At 72.2% G+C, this 15,161-nt stretch carries 14 protein-coding genes; 11 read left to right on the top strand and 3 right to left on the bottom strand.

What is annotated here, in order from left to right; translation table 11 throughout:
- Window positions 1-99: 99 nt before the first annotated feature.
- On the bottom strand, window positions 100-360 hold the full coding sequence (gene rpsT / locus B4U46_RS12175; protein WP_079426863.1) for a 30S ribosomal protein S20: 261 nt from the start codon (window positions 358-360) through the stop codon (window positions 100-102).
- Between the two features lie 198 nt (window positions 361-558).
- Between rpsT and lepA the strand changes: the two genes are divergently transcribed.
- The 4 genes from lepA (at window position 559) to B4U46_RS12155 (ending at window position 6,559) form a co-directional block, all read left to right on the top strand.
- Window positions 559-2,424: a translation elongation factor 4 gene (gene lepA, locus B4U46_RS12170; protein WP_079426861.1), complete on the top strand. Its 1,866-nt coding sequence runs from the start codon at window positions 559-561 to the stop codon at window positions 2,422-2,424.
- Between the two features lie 252 nt (window positions 2,425-2,676).
- Window positions 2,677-4,569: an AMP-dependent synthetase/ligase gene (locus B4U46_RS12165; protein ID WP_079426859.1), complete on the top strand. Its 1,893-nt coding sequence runs from the start codon at window positions 2,677-2,679 to the stop codon at window positions 4,567-4,569.
- A 78-nt stretch (window positions 4,570-4,647) separates the two neighbouring features.
- Entirely contained in the window at window positions 4,648-5,880 is a 1,233-nt protein-coding gene (gene hemW / locus B4U46_RS12160; protein WP_079426857.1) for a radical SAM family heme chaperone HemW, read from the top strand.
- Between the two features lie 100 nt (window positions 5,881-5,980).
- Entirely contained in the window at window positions 5,981-6,559 is a 579-nt protein-coding gene (locus B4U46_RS12155) for a Uma2 family endonuclease (RefSeq protein ID WP_079426855.1), read from the top strand.
- Here the strand turns inward: B4U46_RS12155 and B4U46_RS12150 are convergent.
- Entirely contained in the window at window positions 6,537-7,346 is an 810-nt protein-coding gene (locus tag B4U46_RS12150; protein WP_079426853.1) for a DUF3097 domain-containing protein, read from the bottom strand. The two genes, B4U46_RS12155 and B4U46_RS12150, sit on opposite strands and share 23 nt — an antisense overlap.
- A gap of 28 nt (window positions 7,347-7,374) precedes the next feature.
- The gene (locus B4U46_RS12145; RefSeq protein ID WP_079426851.1) at window positions 7,375-8,106 is read right to left on the bottom strand and encodes an MBL fold metallo-hydrolase; all 732 of its coding nucleotides are present in this window, start codon (window positions 8,104-8,106) and stop codon (window positions 7,375-7,377) included.
- Between the two features lie 191 nt (window positions 8,107-8,297).
- Between B4U46_RS12145 and hrcA the strand changes: the two genes are divergently transcribed.
- The 7 genes from hrcA (at window position 8,298) to B4U46_RS12110 (ending at window position 15,161) form a co-directional block, all read left to right on the top strand.
- Window positions 8,298-9,314, top strand: a complete 1,017-nt coding sequence (gene hrcA / locus B4U46_RS12140; RefSeq protein ID WP_045946278.1) for a heat-inducible transcriptional repressor HrcA — start codon at window positions 8,298-8,300, stop codon at window positions 9,312-9,314.
- Window positions 9,315-10,454, top strand: coding sequence for a molecular chaperone DnaJ (gene dnaJ, locus B4U46_RS12135; protein ID WP_079426849.1), 1,140 nt, complete (start codon window positions 9,315-9,317; stop codon window positions 10,452-10,454).
- A 145-nt stretch (window positions 10,455-10,599) separates the two neighbouring features.
- Window positions 10,600-11,691 (top strand): nitronate monooxygenase, encoded by a 1,092-nt coding sequence (locus tag B4U46_RS12130; RefSeq protein WP_079431716.1) that lies wholly within the window; start codon window positions 10,600-10,602, stop codon window positions 11,689-11,691.
- Window positions 11,688-12,434 (top strand): 16S rRNA (uracil(1498)-N(3))-methyltransferase, encoded by a 747-nt coding sequence (locus B4U46_RS12125; protein ID WP_079426847.1) that lies wholly within the window; start codon window positions 11,688-11,690, stop codon window positions 12,432-12,434. The genes B4U46_RS12130 and B4U46_RS12125 overlap by 4 nt, the downstream gene beginning before the upstream one ends.
- 181 nt (window positions 12,435-12,615) lie before the next feature.
- Entirely contained in the window at window positions 12,616-12,975 is a 360-nt protein-coding gene (locus tag B4U46_RS12120) for a histidine triad nucleotide-binding protein (RefSeq protein WP_079426845.1), read from the top strand.
- Between the two features lie 6 nt (window positions 12,976-12,981).
- Window positions 12,982-13,884 (top strand): ribonuclease Z, encoded by a 903-nt coding sequence (locus B4U46_RS12115; protein WP_079426843.1) that lies wholly within the window; start codon window positions 12,982-12,984, stop codon window positions 13,882-13,884.
- 170 nt (window positions 13,885-14,054) lie between these two features.
- Complete coding sequence (locus B4U46_RS12110) at window positions 14,055-15,161, top strand: carbohydrate kinase family protein (RefSeq protein ID WP_079426841.1); 1,107 nt, start codon at window positions 14,055-14,057, stop codon at window positions 15,159-15,161.

Genomic DNA, 15,161 nt, shown 5'->3' with positions numbered 1-15,161 from the left:
GCGTGGCGAACGCAGGCCGCGTGCGACGCTGGTTGCCGGTCAGGAGCGGATGAGAGGGCCCGCTTGGTCCTTCCCGGCGTTCACATCGAGTGCGGAACCTCAGATGGAGGCAACCTTGGAAGCCAGCGCCGACTTCTTGTTGGCGGCGGCGTTCTTGTGGATGACACCCTTCGAGACGGCCTTGTCCAGCTTCTTGGAAGCCAGGCGGGCCGCAGCGGTGGCCTTCTCCGCGTCGCCGGCGAGGATGGCCTCGTTGGCCTTGCGGATGAAGGTGCGCAGCTCGGACTTGACCGACTTGTTGCGAAGGCGGGCCTTCTCGTTGGTCTTGTTCCGCTTGATCTGGGACTTGATGTTCGCCACGAAAGAGCCTTTTCAGGTTCAGAGTATTTTTCCGGATGTGCCTCTTCTGCTGAGAGGGCATGCGAGACACAGCCACCCAGGCTACCAGGCGCGCTCCGACCGGCCCAAACCGAGCGCATCGCCCCGTCCATGGGACCATGGGAGCCTGCGTACCGTTCGACAGCAGATCCGACAGCGACCCGAGAATCAGGACACTGCGTGCCCGCCATCCCCAGCCACGTGCCCGAGCCGAGCCGTACCGACCCGGCGCTGATCCGCAACTTCTGCATCATCGCGCACATCGACCACGGCAAGTCGACCCTCGCCGACCGGATGCTGCAGCTCACCGGCGTCGTCGACCAGCGGCAGATGCGCGCCCAGTACCTCGACCGCATGGACATCGAGCGTGAGCGCGGCATCACGATCAAGTCGCAGGCGGTCCGTCTGCCCTGGGCCCCCACCGAGGGCGAGGGCCAGGGGACCACGCACATCCTGAACATGATCGACACCCCGGGCCACGTCGACTTCACCTACGAGGTCTCGCGCTCCCTCGCCGCCTGCGAGGGCACGATCCTCCTGGTCGACGCCGCCCAGGGCATCGAGGCCCAGACCCTCGCCAACCTGTACCTGGCGATGGAGAACGACCTCGCGATCGTCCCGGTCCTGAACAAGATCGACCTGCCGGCCGCCCAGCCGGAGAAGTTCGCCGAGGAGCTCGCGAACCTGGTCGGCTGCGACCCCGACGACGTCCTGCGCGTCTCGGCGAAGACCGGCCTCGGCGTCGACGCGCTGCTCAACCGCGTCGTCCAGACCGTCCCGGCCCCGGTCGGCGTCAAGGACGCCCCGGCCCGCGCGATGATCTTCGACTCGGTATACGACTCGTACCGCGGCGTCGTCACGTACGTCCGTGTCGTGGACGGCACGCTCAACAAGCGCGAGCGCATCCGCATGATGTCCACGAACGCCACCCACGAGCTGCTGGAGATCGGCACCAACTCGCCGGAGATGCTGCCGGCCGACGGCCTGTCCGTCGGCGAGGTGGGCTACCTGATCACCGGTGTGAAGGACGTCCGCCAGTCCAAGGTCGGCGACACCATCACGCAGATGACGGGCGGCGCCACCGAGTCCCTCGGCGGCTACAAGGACCCGAAGCCGATGGTCTTCTCGGGCCTGTACCCGCTCGACGGCTCGGACTACCCGGAGCTGCGCGAGGCCCTGGACAAGCTCCAGCTCAACGACGCCGCGCTCGTCTACGAGCCGGAGACCTCGGCGGCGCTCGGCTTCGGCTTCCGCGTCGGCTTCCTCGGCCTGCTCCACCTGGACGTGGTCCGCGAGCGCCTGGAGCGCGAGTTCGGCCTCGACCTGATCGCCACCGCGCCCAACGTGGTCTACCGGGTGGTGCTGGAGGACGGCAAGGAAGTCACCGTCACCAACCCGAGCGAGTTCCCCGAAGGCAAGATCAAGGACGTCTTCGAGCCGGTCGTCCGGGCCACCGTGCTGGCGCCCACCGAGTTCATCGGCGCGATCATGGAGCTCTGCCAGCAGCGCCGCGGCACCCTGCTCGGCATGGACTACCTCTCCGAGGACCGCGTCGAGATCCGCTACACGCTCCCGCTCGCGGAGATCGTGTTCGACTTCTTCGACCAGCTGAAGTCCAAGACGCGCGGTTACGCCTCCCTGGACTACGAGCCCACCGGCGAGCAGTCGTCCAGCCTGGTCAAGGTGGACATCCTGCTGCACGGTGACAAGGTCGACGCCTTCTCCGCCGTCTGTCACAAGGACGCCGCCTACGCCTACGGCGTGCGCCTGGTCGCCAAGCTGCGCGAGCTCATCCCGCGGCAGGCGTTCGAGGTGCCGATCCAGGCGGCCGTCGGCTCCCGCGTCATCGCCCGCGAGACCATCCGCGCCATCCGCAAGGACGTCCTCGCCAAGTGCTACGGCGGTGACATCTCCCGTAAGCGGAAGCTGCTGGAGAAGCAGAAGGAAGGCAAGAAGCGCATGAAGATGGTCGGCTCCGTGGAGGTCCCGCAGGAGGCCTTCATCGCCGTCCTCTCCAGCGACGAGTCCAGCAGCAAGAAGAAGTAGCCGCGGCCGCCCCTGGCGTGCGAAAGGGCCCACATGCACTCGCATGGGGGCCCTTTTCGTTATGAAGCGGCCGCTCGGAGGCCCTTACGCACCGGCCGGGCGGCCTCTACCCTGATCAAAGCTCGATGGTTACCGGCCAGTTAACCGGCCGGTAATGAAAACCTGCCAGCCGCGTACCCGGTGGCCGGCCCCGCCAGTCCCAAGCGCCCCACGCCCACGCCCTGGCCGCGTGGACCCGGTCCGGAGGATGTCGTGAGCGACACACAGACCTTGATCGAGAACCGTCCGCCCACCGTGGCGGCCCTCTTCCTTGACCGCGTCGCCGCCACGCCGAACGGGGAGGCCTACCGCTACCCCGTTCCCTCGGCCCGCCCCGGGGGAGGCCCCGACGACTGGAAGTCGCTCAGCTGGGGGCAGGCGGCCGACCGGGTCTTCGCCATCGCCGCCGGCCTGATCACCCTCGGCCTGCGCCCCGAGGAGCGCGTCGCCCTCGCCTCCAACACCCGCGTCGAGTGGATCCTGGCCGACCTGGGCGTGATGTGCGCGGGCGGCGCCGTCACCACGATCTACCCCAGCACCAACGCGGAGGAGTCCTCCTTCATCCTCTCGGACTCCGAGAGCCGGGTGCTCATCGCCGAGGACGGCGCCCAGCTGGCCAAGGCCCGCGAGCGCCGCGCCGACCTCCCCGACCTGCGCCACGTGGTCGTCGTGGAGGCGGCCGACGCGGTGGCGGCCGAGGGCGACCCCGAGGGCTGGGTGCTCTCCCTGGCCGACCTGGAAGCGCGCGGCAAGGAGTACCTGGACCAGCACCCGGCGGCCGTCAAGGACCGGATCGCGGCCATCACCTCCGACCAGCTCGCCACCCTCATCTACACCTCGGGCACCACCGGCCGCCCCAAGGGCGTCCGCCTCCCGCACGACAACTGGTCGTACATGGCCAAGGCCACCGTCGCCACCGGCATGATCCACAGCGACGACGTCCAGTACCTGTGGCTGCCCCTCGCGCACGTCTTCGGCAAGGTGCTCACCTCCGGCCAGATCGAGGTCGGGCACGTCACCGCCGTCGACGGCCGCATCGACAAGATCATCGAGAACCTGCCGGTCGTCCAGCCCACCTACATGGCGGCCGTCCCGCGCATCTTCGAGAAGGTCTACAACGGCGTGGCCGCCAAGGCCCGGGCCGGCGGCGGCGCCAAGTACAAGATCTTCCAGTGGGCCGCGGGCGTCGCCCGCGAGTACGCCAAGGTCACCCAGGACAACTACCGCCGCACCGGCCGGGCCACCGCGCCCTTCGCCCTCACCACCAAGCACAAGGTCGCCGACGCCCTCGTCTACTCCAAGCTCCGCGAGGCTTTCGGCGGCAAGCTCCGCGCCGCCGTCTCCGGCGCCTCCGCCCTCTCCCCCGAGATCGGCTACTTCTTCTCCGGCGCCGGCATCCACATCCTGGAGGGCTACGGGCTGACGGAGTCGAGCGCCGCCTCCTTCGTCAACCCCGGCGAGGCCTACCGCACCGGCACCGTCGGCAAGCCGCTGCCCGGCACCGAGGTCCGCATCGCCGACGACGGCGAGGTCCTGCTGCGCGGCCCCGGCATCATGCAGGGCTACCACCGCCAGCCCGACAAGACCGACGAGGTCCTGGAGAGCGACGGCTGGCTGCACACCGGCGACATCGGCGAACTCTCCCCGGACGGCTACCTGCGCATCACCGACCGCAAGAAGGACCTGATCAAGACCTCGGGCGGCAAGTACGTCGCCCCGGCCGAGATCGAGGGCCAGTTCAAGGCGATCTGCCCCTACGTGTCCACGATCGTCGTCCACGGCGCCGACCGGAACTTCTGCTCCGCCCTGATCGCCCTCGACGAGCCCGCCATCCTCGGCTGGGCCGCCGAGAACGGCCTGGAGGGCAAGACCTACGGCGAGGTCCTGGCCGCCCCCGAGACCGACCGGCTGATCGAGACCTACGTACAGACCCTCAACGAGAACCTCCAGCGCTGGCAGACGATCAAGAAGTTCCGGATCCTGCCGCGCGACCTGGACGTCGAGCACGGCGACCTCACGCCCAGCCTCAAGCTGAAGCGCCCCGTCGTCGAGCGCGAGTTCAAGCACCTCATCGAGGAGATGTACGCGGGTTCCCGCGAGGCCTGACGCCCGCCGCCGCGCCGGCGGCCCGCGCCCCTGCCGGCGCGGGCCGCCGGGCCACCGCGAGTGCGGGACAATGGCCGTATGCCTTCCGCACTGCCCGACGGTGACCCCATGCCCGAAGACGGCTCGCTGCCGTCGCACGCCCTGGCGGGCGCCGGGGAGCGGCCGCTGGGGTTCTACCTGCACGTCCCGTACTGCGCCACCCGCTGCGGGTACTGCGACTTCAACACCTACACCCCCACCGAGCTGCGCGGCACCGGCGGCGTCCTCGCCTCCCGCGAGAACTACGCCGACACCCTGATCGACGAGGTCCGCCTGGCCCGCAAGGTGCTCGGCGACGACCCGCGCGCCGTACGGACCGTCTTCGTCGGCGGCGGCACGCCCACCCTGCTGCCCGCCCGCGACCTCGTCCGCATGCTCGGCGCGATCCGCGACGAGTTTGGGCTGGCCGAGGACGCCGAGGTCACCACCGAGGCCAACCCCGAGTCCGTGAACCCCGAGTACCTGGCGGAGCTGCGCGCGGGCGGGTTCAACCGGATCTCCTTCGGCATGCAGAGCGCGAAGCAGCACGTGCTCAAGGTCCTCGACCGCACCCACACCCCGGGCCGCCCCGAGGCCTGCGTCGCCGAGGCCCGCGCGGCGGGCTTCGAGCACGTCAACCTCGACCTGATCTACGGCACCCCCGGCGAGTCCGACGAGGACTGGCGGGCCTCCCTGGACGCCGCGCTCGGCGCCGGGCCCGACCACATCAGCGCCTACGCGCTCATCGTCGAGGAGGGCACCCAGCTGGCCCGCCGGATCCGCCGCGGCGAGGTCCCGATGACCGACGACGACGTCCACGCCGACCGGTACCTGATCGCCGACGAGGTCATGGAGCGGGCCGGCTACCACTGGTACGAGGTCTCGAACTGGGCCACCTCCGAGGCCGGCCGCTGCCTGCACAACGAGCTGTACTGGCGCGGGGCCGACTGGTGGGGCGCCGGCCCCGGCGCCCACTCGCACGTGGGCGGGGTCCGCTGGTGGAACGTCAAGCACCCGGGCGCCTACGCGGCCGCCCTCGCCGAGGGCCGCTCCCCGGGCGCGGGGCGCGAGCTGCTCTCGGAGGAGGACCGGCGGGTGGAGCGGATCCTGCTGGAGCTCCGCCTGGTCGACGGCGCCCCGCTGTCCCTGCTGGCCCCGGCGGGCCTGGCGGCCTCCCGGCGGGCCCTGGCGGACGGCCTGCTGGAGGCGGGCCCGTACGAGGCCGGCCGCGCGGTGCTGACCCTGCGGGGGCGGCTGCTGGCGGACGCGGTGGTGCGGGACCTGGTGGACTGATCCCCCGCCCGGGTGAATCCCCCCGTAACCCGGAGCCCTCTGCCTACGCTGTCCCTAGGCTGCCGTCGACAGTACGCGGCGGATGTGGAGGACCACGGAGATGACCGCTGTGGACGAGCGTGGGATGGCCAAGTTCTTCGAGGGGTTCCAGCCTCCCGACGGAGTCAAGGTCGAGCTCCTCCGGGGGGAAATCGTGATGATCGCCAGTCCCGATCTGGTGCACAACCTGATCGTGGAGGACGTGCAGGACCAGATCCCGCGCAAGCGCTGGGCGCGGCTCCAGACCCAGGACGTCGACATCGTCGACGAGGCGAGCGAGCCCGTGCCCGACCTGGTGGTCCTGGACCGCCAGGCACACCCGGGGTCGGGCCGCCTCCTGCCGTCGCAGCTGATCACGCTGGTGGTGGAGGTCGTGTCCAAAACCAGCGTCGACAGGGACTACGTGGTCAAGCGCTCGATCTATGCCGCGGGCCGGGTGCCCGCCTACCTGATCGTCGACCCGGTCGTCGGGCAGTGCGTCCTGCTGACCATCCCCGTCGGGAAGGGGGACGACGCCGACTACCGTGCGCAACGGGTCACGAAGTTCGGCGAGCCGCTGCCGCTGGAGCCGCTCGGCATCGAGCTGGACACGAGCGACTTCGGCACGTTCCAGGGCGTCAGGCCCCACCACTATCCGTGACGAAGTCGATCAGCTCCTCCACCCGCCCCAGCAGCGTAGGCTCCAGGTCGCGGTAGGACGTCACGCGGGACAGGATGTGCTGCCAGGCGGCCCCCGTGTTCTCCGGCCAGCCCAGGGCCCGGCAGACGCCCGTCTTCCAGTCCTGGCCGCGCGGAACCTCCGGCCACGCGCCGATGCCCAGCGCCGACGGCTTCACCGCCTGCCAGACGTCCACGTACGGGTGGCCCACCACCAGCACGTCCGGCCCGGTCACCGACGCCGCGATCCGGGACTCCTTCGACCCCGGCACCAGGTGGTCCACCAGGACCCCGAGCCGCGCGTCCGGACCCGGGGCGAACTCGGCCACCACCGCCGCGAGGTCGTCGACCCCCTCCAGGTACTCCACCACCACGCCCTCGATCCGCAGGTCGTCGCCCCAGACCCGCTCGACCAGCTCCGCGTCGTGCCGCCCCTCCACGTAGATCCGCCCCGCCCGGGCCACCCGCGCCCGCGCCCCCGGGACGGCGATCGAGCCCGAGGCCGTACGGGCCGGCCCGGCCGGAGCCCGTGAGGGGCGGGTCAGCGTCACCACCGCGCCGTCCAGCAGGAAGCCGCGCGGCTCCAGCGGGAACACCCGGCGCCTGCCGAACCGGTCCTCCAGGGTCACCGTGCCCGCCTCGCACGCCACCACTGCGCCGCAGAAGTCCGTACCCGCCACCTCGACCACCAGATCGGGGTCGGCCGGCACCTCCGGAACGGCCTTGGCGCGCTTCCACTGCGGGGTCAGGTCGGGGGAGTACTCACGCATCCGGCCGACACTAGGAGCGCGGCCGCCCTCACGCCCGCGACACGCCGAACCGGTCCGCCAGTGTGTCGCGTTGCGCACGCACGAAGCCCGCGTCCACCACCGCTCCGTGACCCGGCACGTACAGCGCGTCCTCCCCGCCCAGCGACAGCAGCCGGTCCAGGGCCGCCGGCCACTGGCCCGGCACTGCGTCCGAGCCCGCCTGGGGCTCCCCGGACTCCTCGACCAGGTCCCCGCAGAACACCGCCTCCCGCTCGCCCGGCACGAAGACGGCCAGGTCGTGCTGGGAGTGCGCGGGCCCCACGTTGGCGAGCAGCACCTGCACCCCGCCGAGCTCCAGCGTCCACTCGCCCGACACCAGGTGCCCCGGGGCCTGGAGCAGGTCGCACGCCTCCGCGGCCGCGTCCTGCGGCAGGCCCTGGGCCACGGCGCTCTCCCGCAGCTCCTCGCGGCCCCCGGACGTCGCCAGCAGCCGCTCCAGTCCGACCGCCCCGTAGAACTGGGCGCCGGAGAAGGCGGGACCCCCCAGCACGTGATCGAAATGTCCGTGCGTGAATGCGATATGGGTCACGTGCCGCCCGGTCAGCCGCTCCGCCTCGGCACGCACCTGAGCCCCTTCCCGCACACTCGATCCGGGGTCGATCAGGAGCACCGAGTCGTCCCCCACCACCAGCCCCACCGTGCAGTCCCACACCGGGAGGCGTCGTCGGCCCACCCGCGCGGCCACCCGTTCCCAGCCCGCCTCTTCCCAACGTACGTCCATGCCGCGACGCTACCCTGGCGGGCCACCCTTGCCTGCGGCGTACTACCCGGCCGTACACTGAGCGGGGGATCTCTGGCACTCGGACGAGCAGAGTGCCAGCCGATCAAGACCGCAAGCCGGCAGGAACGCAGGACCGCAGGACTGCCCGGCCACGACCGCCCGACGACCGACCGCATCCGGAGGTGTGCGCAATGCTCAGTGAACGCAGACTCGAAGTGCTGCGCGCCATCGTCCAGGACTACGTCGGGACGGAGGAGCCCGTCGGCTCCAAGGCCCTCACCGAGCGGCACAAGCTGGGCGTCTCACCGGCCACCGTGCGCAACGACATGGCGGTGCTGGAGGAGGAGGGCTACATCGCACAGCCCCACACCAGCGCCGGCCGGATCCCCACCGACAAGGGCTACCGCCTCTTCGTCGACAAGCTGGCCGGCGTCAAGCCGCTGTCGACGCCCGAGCGGCGGGCCATCCAGAACTTCCTCGACGGGGCCGTGGACCTCGACGACGTCGTCGGCCGCACGGTCCGGCTGCTCGCGCAGCTGACCCGCCAGGTCGCCGTCGTCCAGTACCCGTCGCTGACCCGCTCCACCGTCCGGCACGTCGAGCTGCTGTCGCTGGCCCCGGCCCGGCTGATGCTCGTGCTGATCACCGACACCGGACGGGTCGAGCAGCGCATGGTCGACACCCAGACCCCGTTCGGCGAGAACTCCCTCGCCGATCTGCGGGCACGGCTCAACAGCCGGGTGGTCGGCCGTCGTTTCACCGACGTTCCGAACCTGGTGCAGGACCTGCCGGAGTCGTTCGAGATCGACGACCGGGCCACCGTCAAGGCGGTGCTCGCGACCCTCCTCGAAACGCTGGCCGAGGAGGCGGAGGAGCGGCTGATGATCGGCGGCACCGCCAACCTCACTCGCTTCGGACATGATTTTCCCTTGACGATCAGGCCCGTCCTGGAAGCGCTCGAGGAGCACGTGGTGCTCCTGAAGCTGCTGGGCGAGGCCGGAGAGTCGGGGATGGCCGTACGGATCGGGCACGAGAACGCCTACGAGGGGCTCAACTCCACGTCGGTCGTGTCCGTCGGCTACGGTTCGGGCGGCGAAGCAGTCGCCAAACTCGGCGTGGTCGGACCGACCCGCATGGACTACCCCGGAACGATGGGAGCGGTACGCGCAGTGGCACGTTACGTCGGACAGATCCTGGCGGAGTCGTAAGTGGCCACGGACTACTACGCCGTACTCGGCGTGCGCCGCGACGCATCGCAGGACGAGATCAAGAAGGCCTTCCGCCGCCTCGCGCGTGAACTCCACCCGGACGTGAACCCGGACCCGAAGACGCAGGAGCGCTTCAAGGAGATCAACGCGGCCTACGAGGTCCTCTCGGACCCGCAGAAGAAGCAGGTCTACGACCTCGGCGGCGACCCGCTGTCCTCCTCGGGCGGCGGCGGTGGCGCGGGCGGCTTCGGAGCCGGCGGCTTCGGCAACTTCTCCGACATCATGGACGCCTTCTTCGGCCAGGCCTCGCAGCGCGGCCCGCGCTCGCGGACCCGCCGCGGCCAGGACGCCATGATCCGCCTCGACCTGGAGCTGGACGAGGCGGCCTTCGGCACGACCAAGGACATCCAGGTCGACACCGCCGTGGTCTGCGGCACCTGCTCCGGCGAGGGCGCCGCACCCGGCACCTCCGCGCAGACCTGTGACATGTGCCGCGGCCGCGGTGAGGTCTCGCAGGTCACCCGGTCCTTCCTGGGCCAGGTCATGACCTCGCGCCCCTGCCCGCAGTGCCAGGGCTTCGGCACCGTGGTCCCGACCCCGTGCCCCGAGTGCGCGGGCGACGGCCGGGTCCGCTCCCGCCGCAGCCTGACGGTCAAGATCCCGGCCGGCGTCGAGAACGGCACCCGGATCCAGCTCGCGGGCGAGGGCGAGGTCGGCCCCGGCGGCGGCCCCGCCGGCGACCTGTACGTGGAGATCCACGAGCTGCCGCACCCGACCTTCCAGCGGCGCGGGGACGACCTGCACTGCACGGTGACCATCCCCATGACGGCCGCGGCCCTGGGCACCAAGTGCCCGCTGGAGACGCTGGACGGCTTGGAGGAGATCGACGTCCGCCCCGGCACCCAGTCCGGCCAGGCGATCCCGCTGCACGGGCGCGGCGTCACGCACCTGCGCGGCGGCGGCCGGGGCGACCTGATCGTCCACGTCGAGGTCACCACCCCCGGCAAGCTGGACGCCCAGCAGGAGGAGCTGCTGCGCCAGCTCGCCAAGCTGCGCGGTGAGGAGCGGCCCATGGGCCAGTTCGCGCCGGGCCAGCAGGGCCTGTTCAGCCGCCTGAAGGACGCGTTCAACGGCCGCTGACCGCTCGGCGGACGGACCCCGCGAGAGCCCGGTACGGGAGACCCCGTACCGGGCTCTCGCCGTTGCCGGGCCGCCGGGAAAGCGGACTATGCCAGGCGAATGCCATGATTCGGCGCCGTGACCCGGACATGGCACGATGCAGTCCATGTCCTCCGCACCGAACGGTCTCCACCCGTATCCGATCGTGCAGGCTCCCATGGCGGGCGGCGTCTCCGGCCCGCCCCTCGTCGCCGCCGTGTGCGAAGCGGGCGGGCTCGGCTTCCTGGCCGGCGGCTACAAGACCGCCGACGGCATGTACCAGGAGATCAAGCAGACGCGCGGACTCACCCGGCGCCCCTTCGGCGTGAACCTCTTCCTCCCGCAGTCCGGCCAGGTCGACCCGGCCGCCGTCGAGGCCTACCGCGGGCAGCTGGCCGGAGAGGCGAGCTGGTACGAGGTCTCCCTCGCGGAGGAGGACATCATCGGCACCAGCGACGACGGCTACGACGCCAAGCTCGCCATCCTGCTGGAGGACCCGGTACGGGTCGTCTCCTTCACCTTCGGCTGTCCCGACCCCGCCGCCCTGGCGCGCCTGCGGGCGGCCGGCACGTACACGATCGTCACCGTGACCTCGGCCGAGGAGGCCCGCGCCGCCCAGGCTGCCGGCGCCGACGCCGTCTGCGTCCAGGGCGTCGAGGCCGGCGGCCACCAGGGCACCCACCGCGACGACCCGCAGACCGACGGCACGGCCGGCGTCGGCCTGCTCGCCCTGGTCACCCAGGTCCGGGAGGCCGTGGCCCTGCCGATCATCGCGGCGGGCGGGGTGATGCGCGGCGCGCAGATCGCCGCGCTGCTAGCGGCGGGCGCGGAGGCCGCGCAGCTGGGCACGGCCTTCCTGGCCTGCCGGGAGTCGGGCGCCCACCCGCTGCACAAGAAGGCCCTGACCGACCCGATGTTCCCGCACACCGAGCTGACCCGGGCCTTCTCGGGCCGGCCCGGGCGGGGCCTGGTGAACCGGTTCGTGCGCGAGCACGGCCCGTACGCCCCGGCCGCCTACCCCCAGATCCACCACATGACCTCGGGGCTGCGCAAGGCGGCCGCCGCGGCCGGGGACCCGCAGGGCATGGCGCTGTGGGCGGGGCAGGGGCACCGGCTGGCCCGGGCGCTGCCGGCCGGGGAGCTGGTGGAGGTGCTGGCGGCAGAACTGGCCGAGGCACAGAGCGCGTTGAAGGTGTTGCAGATGAGGAGAGCGTCATGACGGCCCCCGTGTTCGTGGTCGAAGAGGTCCCCGCGGGGCCGGAGTTCGTGCTGGACGGCCCCGAGGGGCGGCACGCCGTGTCCGTGAAGCGGCTGGCTCCGGGCGAGGACGTGGTCCTCACCGACGGGCGGGGCCGCTGGGCGGAGGGCGTGGTCAAGGCGGCCGAGGGCAAGGACCGCCTGGTGGTCATGGACCTGCACGAGATCCGGGAGGAGCCGGAGCCGGCCGTGCGGATCACGGTGGTGCAGGCGCTGCCCAAGGGCGACCGGGGCGAGGTCGCCGTGGAGACGATGACGGAGACCGGGGTCGACGCCATCGTGCCGTGGCAGGCCTCCCGGTGCATCACCCAGTGGCGCGGCGAGCGCGGGGCCAAGTCCCTGGCCAAGTGGCGGGCCACCGCCCGGGAGTCGGGCAAGCAGTCGCGCCGGGTCCGTTTCCCGGAGGTCGGCGAGGCGCTGTCCACCAAGCAGGTAGCCGCGCTGCTGGCCACCGCCGATCTGGCCATGGTGCTTCACGAGGACCGCGAGGCGGGCTCGGAGCCGCTGGCGACGGCCGCCCTCCCCGAGTCGGGCTCGGTGGTCCTGGTGGTCGGCCCCGAGGGCGGGGTCTCCCCGGAGGAACTGGCCGCCTTCGCGGAGGCGGGCGCCCGCCCGTACCGCCTGGGCCACAGCGTCCTGCGCACCTCGACGGCGGGCACGGCGGCCACCGCCGTCCTGCTGGCGCGCACGGGGCGCTGGGGGTAGGCCCCGGGCCGGGACCGCGGCCCTGCCGGGCGCCCGGCGGACGCCGCCGCGGCCCCGCACGGCGCCGCGGGCCGCTCGGGGTGGTGGCGGAGGGGGGTGGAGGCCCGCTCGGCCGACGGGGCGGGGCCGGGGCCGGGCCGGTAGCATGCCCCGACCGATCCACTTCACGGGAGGCACGGCCATGGCCGGGGAACCGCAGGCGGACTGCCTGTTCTGCAAGATCGTCGAGGGGAAGATCCCCGCGACGGTGGTCCGGGAGACCGAAACCACCGTGGCCTTCCGGGACATCAACCCGCAGGCGCCGACCCACGTGCTCGTCATCCCGAAGGTGCACTACCCCGACGCCGCCTCCCTCGCCGCCGCCGAGCCGACCGTGATCGCCGACATACTGCGTGAGGCCGGGGAGATCGCCGCCGAGGAGAAGATCGCCGACCACGGCTACCGGGTCGTGTTCAACACCGGCGCCGGTGCGGGCCAGACCGTCTTCCACGCCCACCTGCACGTCCTGGGAGGCCGCGGCCTCCAGTGGCCCCCCGGGTAGCGGTTCGTGTCCGTACGCGAGTTCGTGGTCCTCGGCACCGCCAGCCAGGTACCCACCCGGCACCGCAACCACAACGGCTACCTGCTGCGCTGGGACGGCGAGGGCATCCTCTTCGACCCGGGCGAGGGCACGCAGCGGCAGATGCTGCGGGCCGGGGTCGCGGCCCACGACATCAACCGGATCTGCGTCACCCACTTCCACGGTGACCACAGCCTCGGCCTGGCCGGGGTGATCCAGCGGATCAACCTCGACCAGGTCCCGCACCCCGTGACCGCGCACTACCCGGCCTCCGGGCAGAAGTTCTTCGACCGGCTGCGGTACGCGACCGCCTACCGGGAGACGGTACGGCTGCGGGAGGAGCCGGTGGCGCGGGACGGGGTGCTCGCGCAGGGCCCCTCGTACGTCCTGGAGGCCCGGCGCCTGTCGCACCCGGTGGAGTCCTTCGGCTACCGGCTGACCGAGCCGGACGGGCGCCGGATGCGGCCGGAGCTGCTCGCGCGGCACGGGATCAAGGGCCCGGACGTCGGGCGGATCCAGCGCGAGGGGCGGCTGGGGGAGGTCACCCTGGAGGAGGTCAGCGAGCACCGGGCGGGGCAGCGGTTCGCCTTCGTCATGGACACCCGGCTGTGCGCGGGGGTGAGCGAACTGGCGCAGGGCTGCGACATGCTGGTCATCGAGTCGACGTTCCTCGGCGCGGACGCGGCGCTGGCGGAGGACCACGGCCACCTCACGGCCGGGCAGGCGGCGGGCGTGGCGCGGGACGCCGGGGTCCGGCACCTGGTGCTGACGCACTTCTCGCAGCGGTACTCCGATCCCTCGGAGTTCGAACGGGAGGCGCGGGAGGCCGGGTTCGAGGGGGAGCTGACCATCGCGGCCGACCTGGCCCGGGTCGCCCTGCCGAAGCGCTAGGGGGTGTCCATCAGGCACCCCCTGGCCCGTCCGGGACCAGTGGGACGACGGCGAAAGGAGAGCCGGGCTCAGGTGAGGTGCGTCACACTGGGATCGGCCCAGGGGAGTCCGGGCGAACCCGGCGGCCCCTCACCCGAACGCAGAAACGACACATCAACGGGGGTTACACCGTGACCAGTCGGGACAGCCGCACCAGCCGCCCCGGAGCACTCGACGACCTCGACCCGCTCGGCCCGCTGCGCGACCCCCGAGAGCCGGGCTGCGACGTCTTCCTGACCGGCACGGTCTTCCTCGACATCATCTTCACCGGCCTCGACTCCGCCCCCGTCCGCGGTACGGAGTCCTGGGCGCGCGGCATGGGCTCCAGCCCCGGCGGCGTCGCCAACATGGCCACCGCCCTGGCCCGCCTGGGCCTGCGCACCTCCCTCGCCGCGGCCTTCGGCGACGACCACTACGGCGAGTACTGCTGGGACGCCCTGGAACAGGGCGAGGGCATCGACCTGTCCATGTCCCGCACCGTCCCCGGCTGGCACAGCCCCGTCACCGTCTCCATGGCCTACGAGGGCGAGCGCACGATGGTCTCCCACGGCCACGAGGCCCCGCCCGCGGCCGGCCCCGGCCCCTTCCCCTGGTGTCCGCCGAGGACCCGTGCCGCCGTGGCCTCGCTGGCCGCCGGCCGCCGCGAGGACTGGATCGGCGAGGCGGCCCGCCGCGGCTCGCGGATCTTCGCCGACGTCGGCTGGGACGACACCGGCCGGTGGGACCTCGGCTCCCTGACCGACCTGGAGCACTGCGAGGCCTTCCTGCCCAACGCCGGCGAGGCCATGCGCTACACCCGCACCGACTGTCCCCGCGCCGCGGCCCGGGCGCTGGCGGACAAGGTTCCGGTCGCCGTGGTGACCATGGGCTCGGAGGGCTCGTACGCCGTGGACTCGCGCACGGGCGAGACGGCGGAGGTCCCCGCGATCACCGTCGACGCCCTGGACCCGACCGGCGCCGGGGACGTGTACGTGGCCGGGTTCGTCACCGGCAGCCTCGCGGGGTGGCCGCTGGCGGACCGGCTCGCCTTCGCCGGCCTGACCGCCGCCCTCTCGGTGCAGGAGTTCGGCGGCTCCCTCTCCGCCCCGGGCTGGTCCGAGGTGGCCCACTGGTGGCGCACCGCCCCCGAGGAGCTGCGGGGCCGCTACGCCTTCCTCGACGCCCTCGTCCCGCCCGGCGCCGTCCCCTGCTACCGCCGCCGGGCCGTCCCCACCATCGGCTTCCGCAGCCCGGCCTAG

The sequence above is a fragment of the Streptomyces katrae genome (genome assembly GCF_002028425.1).
GTDB lineage: Bacteria > Actinomycetota > Actinomycetes > Streptomycetales > Streptomycetaceae > Streptomyces > Streptomyces katrae_A.
Note: the sequence above shows the minus strand (reverse complement) of the source record. Positions and strands in the feature narration are given on the sequence as shown.